Below are 8,386 nucleotides of genomic sequence, written 5' to 3' on the forward strand. Positions count from 1 at the left end.
GCCCCTGCGCCGACTCCCGGCTGCGGACCCTCGCCGGACTCCCGCCGGTGCGGCGGGACCTGATCAAGCGCCACCGCTACCTCGTGCCCAACTCGATCGTGGTCTCGCGCGGCTGTCCGCACCACTGCGACTTCTGCTACAAGGACGCCTTCTTCGAAGGCGGCAAGTCGTTCTACACCCAGGCCGTCGACGACGCACTCGCGGAGATCGACCGGCTCCCCGGCAAGCACCTCTACTTCCTCGACGACCACCTGCTGGGCAACCGGCGCTTCGCCGAGGCCCTGTTCGACGGGATGGCCGGGACGGGTCGGCTCTGGCAGGCGGCGGGCACGGTCGAGTCGGTGCTCAAGCCCGGTCTGCTGGAGCGGGCCGTGGACGCCGGGCTGCGCAGCCTGTTCGTCGGCTTCGAGACGGTCAACGGCGCCAACCTCGCCGAGCGCAGGAAGAACCAGAACATCGGCCGCGACTACGCCGCCGTCGTCCGACGTCTCCACGACTCCGGGGTCATGGTCAACGCCAGCTTCGTCTTCGGCCTGGACCAGGACGGCCCGGACGTCTTCGACCGCACCGTGGAGTGGGCCGTCGAGCAGGGCATCGAGACGGCGACCTTCCACATCATGACGCCGTATCCGTCGACCGGCCTGTGGAAGCAGCTGGAGGCCGAGGACCGCATCGTCCACCGGGACTGGGACCTCTACGACACCCGGCACGTCGTCTACCGGCCGAAGGGCATGACGGCGCGCCAGTTGGAGGACGGCTACTGGCGGGCCTACCGCGACTTCTACCGCTGGTCGAACATCTGGCGCGGCTCCGCCGCCCAGCCGGGCCCGCACGAACGGCTGCGGCACCTCGCCTACGCCGGAGGCTGGAAGAAGTTCGAACCGGCCTGGGACCTGCTGATCCGTTCCGGCCGGACCGTCGGCGCACTGCCACTGCTGGAGAAGACGCTGGAGGCCTTCGGCGGCCACCGCCCGACCGGCGGGCGCCCGGTTGTCAGTGGGGCGGGGCAGACTGTCCGGGCAGGGACCACCGGGGAGGGCGAGCATGTTCGACACACTGCATGAGATCGACTGGGCGGCCCTCGGGCACGCCTACGGCCCCGCCGACGACGTGCCCGCGATGCTGCTCGGCCTGGCCTCCCCCAGCCCGGCCGCCCGTGAGGAGGCGCTGGACGACCTGTACAGCGCCGTCCACCACCAGGGCGACGTCTGCGACGCCACCCTCGCCTGCCTGCCCTTCCTCTTCGAACTGATCGCCGACCGGGGCCTGCCGGACCGCGGGCCGGTGGTCGAACTGCTCACCAGCATCGGCGAGGCCGGCCACCACCTGGTCGGCGAGCAGGCGGCGGAGAGCACGGACCAGTCCACCTGGCGGGCCCTCCTCGCCCGGGGCAGGGAAGCCATGGCCGCGCGCGCCGACGCCTTCACGCCCCTTCTCGCCGACCCCGACCCGGGCGTGCGCTGCGCCGCACCCGGCGCGCTCGCCCGCCTGCACGCCGACGGGCCCGCCACCCTCGCGCTGCTGCGCGGGCGGCTGCCGCACGAACCCGACACCGAGGTCCGGACCGCCCTCGCCACCGCGGCCGCGACACTCGCCGGGCGCTTCCCCGGCCTCGCCGGGCCCGTCACCACCTGGCTCACCGCCCTGGCCGACGACCCGGACCAGCCCGCGGCCCTGCGCCTCAGTGCCTTCGCCCGGCTCGCCCCCGGCGCGCCGCCCGCCGACACCCTCCCCACCGCCGTCGGCCTGCTGCGCCGCATCCCCGCCGACCAGGACGGCCACGCGACCGACGTCGCCCTGCGGATCATCCACCACACCCTCGGAGACCGCCCCGCCGAACGGGCGGCGCTCTGCACCGAACAGCTCACCGCAGCTGGCCCGGCATCGCGCCGCGGCGGCTGCCGGGAGACCGGCCGGCTGCTCCGCGAGGTGCGTGGCTCCTTCGGCGAGCTGGTCGCCCTGCTCGGCCGCCGGCTCGCCGACCCCGACCCGACCCTCGGCGAGGCCGTCCTCGCCGTCCTGCCAGACCTCTTCCGCCTCGCCACCCCCGCGGCCGACGCCGTCGCCGACCGCCTGGCCACGGTCGCCGACCCCTGGGACGACAGCCGCCCCGACTCCGGGCCGGACGGCCGGCGCCTGGTCCAGACCCTCACCCGGCTCGGAGACCCGCGTGCCCTCCCGGCCCTGGCCGCCGCCCTCGACCGGGCCACGATCCCGCACGACCTCGGCTTCCTCGTCGCCGAACTCGGCCCCGCCGCCGCGCCGCTCGTCGTCCCGCTGCGCGAACGCCTCGCCGGCCTGCCGCTGGACGGCACCCCGCGCTTCGACCAGGCCGATCCCCTGCTCACCGCGCGTGGTCGGCGACGCCGACGCCGCCCCCGCCCCCCTCCGCCTGCTGCGTGCCGCCCCGGCAGGCCCGCTGACCGACTCCGCCCTGCGCTCCCTGACCAGGCTCGGCCCGGCCGCCGCCGACGCCGCCCCCGAGTTGCGTACGCTGCTCGCCGCCCCCTGCTCGCCGCACGCCCTGCCCGCCGCCGTGGCCCTCTGGTCCGCCACCGGCGACACCGGCGCCGTCCTCCCGCTGCTCCTCGCCAAGGCCGCCGACCCCAGCCCCTGGGTCCGCCGCGCCGCCGCCAAGGCCCTCGCCCCGATCGGCCCGGCCGCCGCCGACGCCGCCCCGGCCCTGCACGTCATGCTCGCCGACCCCGAAGTCTGGGTGCGCGTCGACGGCGCCACCGCCCTCTGGCACACCACCGCCGACGCCGAAGCCGTCCTCCCCGTCCTCACCGCCGCCTGGACGGAGAACGCCCACACCCGCGCCACCGCGGCCGCCTGCTTCACCGTAATGGGCCCGGCCGCCGCCGACGCCCTACCCCTCGTCCGCACCGAACTCGCCACCACCCGCCGCCACAACGCCGGCCTCGGCAGCAGCCACGCGATCCACGACGACGAGCTCCTCCTCACCACCTGCCGGTCGGCCGCGGAGGCGATACCGACCGCCGGCTGAGCCGACTGTTCCGGTGTGCGGTGTGCGGTGTGCGGTGTGCGGTGTGCGGCGACCGGTGTCCAAGGGGGCACGCGCAACTCTCGCCGTGGCCGACCGGTCAACCGGGCTGGCGGAGACCGCTCATCATCTCGGCGATCACCTCTGACTCCCGCCCTGCATCGTGGATTCGGGACACCGGCCAGGCGCCCGGGAGGTGTACTGTCCGGTCGGTCCGCTGAGCCTTGCGGGCCTCGCGGAGCTTGCTCAGCCTGTCATTGACGACCGAGTAGGCCTCCTCCGATTCGATTCCCGGGCAGTGGTCGAGGAGGAAGTCCAGGAGTTCGATGACCGCGACGCTGTGCCAGATATCGCCCGGAGCCTCGTTGCTCCCGGCGATCCTGTGCAGTTCCGTCACGGCGGCGTCGACGAGGCGCTCCAGGAGCTGGTCGTACCGCTTGTCCAGCAGGCCGTAGGGCAGGTAGACGAGATTTTGGTGACAGTCGACGGCAAGCTCCACGAGCTCGCCGTCAAGGTACTCGGCCAGGGACGTCAGGAAGAAGTCGGCAACCATCGTCTCGAACTCCTCCCTGCAGTCCGTCGGGATCAGGTGGCTGTGGTGGAGTTCACGGACCAGACTCACCAGTTTCCACTCATGACTGGCGTCGACAACGCTCCGGTCGAGTCGCTCTGCGGCGACTGCTGCCAGTGGAGCGGAGTCCAACCGCCCGGCTGTGTCAACGATCCATTCGAGATGGCCGGCCCTGTTGCTGTCCTCCCCGTCGATGCCGGGCGGCCGGCTGGAGACCGTGTCGAACGTGTCACGCACCGCGTCGGCGAGCTGCTCCGGGGCCGCCACGAGCGCTTCGGCGATTCCTCGGCCGTCGGCCATGCGTGCTGCCGCGACCAGGCGGTACAGCTGGTCGGCATGGCCGGCGGTGGCGAGCAGCGCGCCGATGTCGGCTCGGCCGGCGCTCAGGTGGAAGCGGAGGTAGTCGATGACCGACGGATTGTGGAACGACACGGTGCCGCCGTTCACGGTCAGCATCGTGCCGTCGAGGATGCGCAGCGCACGGCGGAACAGGCGGCCGTCGGACTGCCGGCCGCGCTTCTCGCGGTACCTCGACCAGGCCGCCTCAATGGCGGCGAGCTCGGCGTACTCGAAGGTGAAGAGCACTTCCAGCAGGTCGACGGATTCGTCCGGAAGCTCGTTCTCGACGATCCGCTCCCAGATCCGCCGGGGGTTGTCCAGGTTCGTCAGCAGGGTTGTCGCGACGTCCGGGTCCCGGTCCGAGAGTCGCAGGGTCTCTTCGACCAGACGCGGGTTGAAGTTCTTGTGTCCGACGATCGGCTTCCAGACCGCGGGGTCGGCGAACCTGTTCCTCGCGGCCGGAGGGAGGGCGGATGCGCGGACGTGGTGGTAGAGGATGCGGCCGCGGACGTCCGGGCTCAGGTCGGTGAGGAGGACGGCGGTTTCGGTCCGGGAGAACTCCGGTTCTGCCGTCATGCTTGAGCCGGGCGTGCTCCAGGATGTAGTGACGTGTGGTCATCACCAAGGCCTTGCCGGGAGAGCCCTGGATCTCCCGGATCACCTCCGTCAGCCGGGAGTCCTCTCCCTTCTGCAGGTGCGGATCAAGGGTGGTCCGGCCGAGGGCGTCGTCGTAGAGGAACACCTGCCGGGCATCGTCGCGCCACAGGTCCGATACCTCGCCGATGTCCGTCGAGATCTCGTGGACCTCGTAGCCGTTGCCCATCAACCAGCCGACGAGCATCAGCGCCACCGTGGTCTTCCCGATCCCGGGAATGCCGGAGATCACACAGACCTGCTCGGCCTCCAGGGCCTTCCTGGCCCGTTCGAAGCCCGCGTGCGGGACGAAGGTCTCCGCGATCCGCGGCAGCCGCTTGCGCAGCCACGAGGACCGGAGGAACTTGTCCCGGTGCAGAACCGTCTGCAGCACCGTGGTGCTGCTCAACCAGAGCCGGAAGTGCCGTTGGACGACGGCGGGCCGGCTCCGGAGCTCCGCCACGATCTCGTCCACGCCGTGGATGTCACCGGTGCTCCGGATGTGGGGAGCGAAGGCGTCGCGGAGCTTCTCCTTGCCGCCGACGGTCAGGCCCACGGTGGTGGCGATGACGTACCGGTCGGGCTTCAGCCGCGCGACCTTCGGCAGTTCCTCCCGGACGAGGTGTTTGATCAGGGTGTTCTGATCGCCTCGCGGCCAGTGCTTGCACTGCACGATGGTGGACGTACCGGTGGCGTCGGTGTGCCGGAGGTCGATGCCCTGGTCCCGGCCGCGTGGGAAGAGCTCCAGCGGAACGCCGAGGAGTTCGCCGAAGAGGTCACGGCACACCAGCTCGAAGTCATGGTCCGTCAGACGCCCCAGGTCGAAGGAATCCATGCCACCTTCACGGATAGGACCCGCCGGGACGGTGTTGTCGCCGGCGAGTGCCATTCTTCCCGAAGGGTCAGACAGCCGGTGCCGGGAACGGGGGCAGTGCGGGGCGGTCGAGCCAGGCCGTGAACAGGCCGTCCAACGGCCTGTCCGTGTAGCGGGCCGCGTGGGCCGTGAAGTCGGTGGTGGCGACGACGCCGTGCCGGTTGAGCGTCGCCCAGTCCATGAGCAGGCGGAAGAAGGCCGGGTCGCCGACGGCGGTCCGGAGTGCGTGCACGGTGAGCCCGCCGCGCTGGTACAGCCGGTCGTCGAACATCAGCTTGCGGCCCGGGTCGCCCAGCCGGAGGTCCTGCGGGTGGTCGGACAGCAGGGCGTGGGCGATGGCCGCGTGCGAGGCGGCGGACGGTCCACCGGTGTGCTCGGACCAGAGCCACTCCGCGTACTTGGCCAGGCCCTCGTTGAGCCAGATGTGACTCCAGTCGGCGATCGACACGCTGTTGCCGAACCACTGGTGGGCCAGCTCGTGGGCGATCAGGCGCTCGTTCCCCCAGCCGCCGCCGAGGTGGTTGGTGCCGAAGGTCGCGACGCCCTGCGCCTCCACCGGGACGTCCAGTTCCTCGTCGGCGACCACCACCGCGTAGTCGCCGAACGGGTACGGGCCGAAGACGTCCTCGAAGTACGCCATCATCTGCGGCTGCCGGGCGAAGTCCGTGGTGAACTCGGTGGCCAGCCGCTCCGGCACGTAGCCGGTCTGCCGAACGGCCGGGCGCTCGGCGAGCGGCACCGGCACGTAGTGGCCGATCGAGACGGTCACCAGGTAGGTCGAGGTCGGCGCGCTCTGCTCGTACACCCACGTCGTGCTGGACGCCCGGGTGGTGCGGGTGAGCAGCCGCCCGCCGACGACCACCGTGTACGGGGAGGGCGTGGTGATCGCTATCTGGTAGGTCGCCTTGTCCGCCGGGCGGTCGTTGCACGGGAACCAGGAGGGCGCGCCGACGGGCTGGCTGGCGACCAGCGCGCCGTCGGTCAGCTCCTCCCAGCCGAGACCGCCCCAGGGGCTGCGGACCGGCCGCGGGTTCCCCGTGTAGTGCACCTCGACGGTGAACGCGGCCCCGGCCGCGAGCGCCTTGGCCGGGCGGACCCGCAGCTTGCCCGCCCGGTGGGTGTAGCGGGCGGCCTTGCCGTCCACCAGGACCCGGCCGATCCGGAACTCGGCCAGGTCCAGCGCGAACCCGGGCAGCGCGGTGACCGCGACGGCGCTGAGCCTGGCGGTTCCGCCGAGCCGGTTGGGCCCGGGCCGGTAGTCCAGGGCCAGTTCGTAGCGGTGGACCCGGTAGCGGTGGTCCCCGCTGTTCGGGAAGTACGGGTCGGGCGCGGCGGTGGGGGCCGCCGGGGCGTGCTGGTGGTTCACCGGACGGGATTTCACCGGGTCGTGCGCTCCCTGCGAGCTGGGGGACGGGGACGCGTCCAGGAGGGACGTGAGGGATGTGAGGGACATCGGGGACGGGGCGGACGAGGCGGATGTGGCGGACGAGCGGGACGTGGGGACGGGGGAGGCCGGGCCGGTCACGACGTCGTCTGCCACGCCTCGATCGGGTTGCCCAGCCACCGCGTGTCCGCGGGAACGGACTCGGCGCGCATCACCAGCGACGCCGGGCCCAGTGTGCTGCGTGCGCCCACCGTACTGCCGGGCAGCACGATGCCGCCCGGGCCCAGGGTGGCGCCCTCGCGGAGGATGACAGTATCCATCCGCATGATCCGGTCATGGAAGAGGTGGGTCTGCACCACGCAGCCCCGGTTGATGGTCACCCCGTCCCCGAGGGTGACCAGGTCAGCCTCCGGCAGCCAGTAGCTCTCGCACCAGACGCCCCGCCCGACACCTGCGCCGAGCGCCCGCAGCCAGAGGTTGAGCACCGGGGTGCCGGGCACCGCGCCCACCAGCCACGGCACCGCGAGCACCTCGACGAAGGTGTCGGCCAGCTCGTTGCGCCAGACGAAACCGCTCCACAGCGGGTGCTCCACCGCCCGGAACCGTCCGACCAGCAGCCACTTCGCCGCCACCGCGACCAGGCAGGCCGCCACGCCCGCCGCCAGCAGCACCAGACCGGAGAGCAACGCCGCCACCACCGGGGACCAGCCGGCCGCCAGCCAGGAGAGCGCCGCGAGCGTCAGTGCGCCGAGCGCCCCGGAGGCCAGTACCGGCAGCACCCGGGCCACCTCGACCAGCCCGCGCGCCCAGAGCAGCCGGGCCGGCGGCTCGTAGGTCAGGCTCTGGTCCGCCTTGTCGGCCGAACGCGGCAACCGCATCGGGGGCATGCCCAGGTAGGACCCGCCCTTCTTGGCCTTCTCCGGGGTCGCCGACAGCACGCCCACCAGCCCCCGCTTGGGGACCGACCGGCCCGGCGCGGTCATCCCCGAGTTGCCGAGGAACGCCCGCTCGCCGACCTTCGCCTCGCCGAGCCGCACCCAGCCGCCGCCCAGCTCGTACGGGGCGATCAGGGTGTCGTCCGCCAGGAACGCACCGTCCCCCACCGTGGTCAGGCTGGGCAGGGCCAGCACCGTGGACACCTCGGCGCCGCGGCCGACCTTCATCCCCAGCGCCCGCAGCCACAGCGGCGTCACCAGACTACAGCGGGAAGAGGATCTCGCGCGCCTGGTCCATCAGCTGCGTCACCGTCCACGCCTGCCAGCCGATCCGCCCGTGCAACGGGTGCACCCCGGGCGCGAGCCCGATGCTGAGCAGCCGCACGGCCGCGACCAGCTGCGCCGCGTACACCAGCCCGTACGCGAGGGTGGCCGGCAGCAGCCCGAGCAGGGCACCGCCGAGTGCGGCGCCGAGGCCCGTGCCGGGGTGGACGAAGCGGGCGAGCACGGCCAGACCGGCGAGCGCCGGCAGGACCGGCAGGAGGCTGAGCGCCGTACCGCTGGCCCCGTAGAGCGAGGCCCAGCGGGCCCGGCGCGGCGGCCGCTCCTTGGGCCAGCGCCGCTCCGCCCGGCCCAGTTTGACGGC

Annotated in this window: 5 protein-coding genes and 2 pseudogenes; 2 read left to right on the plus strand and 5 right to left on the minus strand. The window is 72.7% G+C overall.

Translation table 11 applies throughout. From position 1 onward, the window contains the following. On the plus strand, positions 1-1,064 hold a 1,064-nt coding region (locus tag C2142_RS40990), incomplete at its 5' end, for a radical SAM protein (protein ID WP_241002996.1). On the opposite strand, the gene C2142_RS40995 is transcribed toward C2142_RS40990, so the two are convergent. Further along, positions 994-2,220: a hypothetical protein gene (locus C2142_RS40995; RefSeq protein WP_241002997.1), complete on the minus strand. Its 1,227-nt coding sequence runs from the start codon at positions 2,218-2,220 to the stop codon at positions 994-996. The genes C2142_RS40990 and C2142_RS40995 overlap by 71 nt on opposite strands. A gap of 133 nt (positions 2,221-2,353) precedes the next feature. Between C2142_RS40995 and C2142_RS41000 the strand changes: the two genes are divergently transcribed. Continuing rightward, positions 2,354-3,007 (plus strand): HEAT repeat domain-containing protein, encoded by a 654-nt coding sequence (locus C2142_RS41000; RefSeq protein ID WP_277347298.1) that lies wholly within the window; start codon positions 2,354-2,356, stop codon positions 3,005-3,007. A 97-nt stretch (positions 3,008-3,104) separates the two neighbouring features. Here the strand turns inward: C2142_RS41000 and C2142_RS35970 are convergent, their stop codons facing one another. From C2142_RS35970 to C2142_RS41010, 4 genes and pseudogenes are all read right to left on the minus strand, one after another. Next, on the minus strand, positions 3,105-4,490 hold the full coding sequence (locus C2142_RS35970) for a hypothetical protein (protein WP_241003356.1): 1,386 nt from the start codon (positions 4,488-4,490) through the stop codon (positions 3,105-3,107). A 55-nt stretch (positions 4,491-4,545) separates the two neighbouring features. Further along, positions 4,546-5,436: pseudogene (locus C2142_RS42080) on the minus strand (restriction endonuclease); the annotation flags it as partial. Positions 5,437-5,449: 13 nt separating this feature from the next. After that, positions 5,450-6,787, minus strand: coding sequence for a M1 family metallopeptidase (locus tag C2142_RS35980; protein WP_241002998.1), 1,338 nt, complete (start codon positions 6,785-6,787; stop codon positions 5,450-5,452). A gap of 155 nt (positions 6,788-6,942) precedes the next feature. Next, a pseudogene (locus C2142_RS41010) lies at positions 6,943-8,386 on the minus strand (Pls/PosA family non-ribosomal peptide synthetase); the annotation flags it as partial.

The organism is Streptomyces sp. CB01881 (genome assembly GCF_002953255.1).
Classification (GTDB): domain Bacteria; phylum Actinomycetota; class Actinomycetes; order Streptomycetales; family Streptomycetaceae; genus Kitasatospora.

Coding starts and splice junctions, on each gene's coding strand:
- C2142_RS35970 (WP_241003356.1), bottom strand. CDS start 4,490: ATGACGGCAGAACCGGAGTTCTCCCGGACCGAAACCGCCGTCCTCCTC.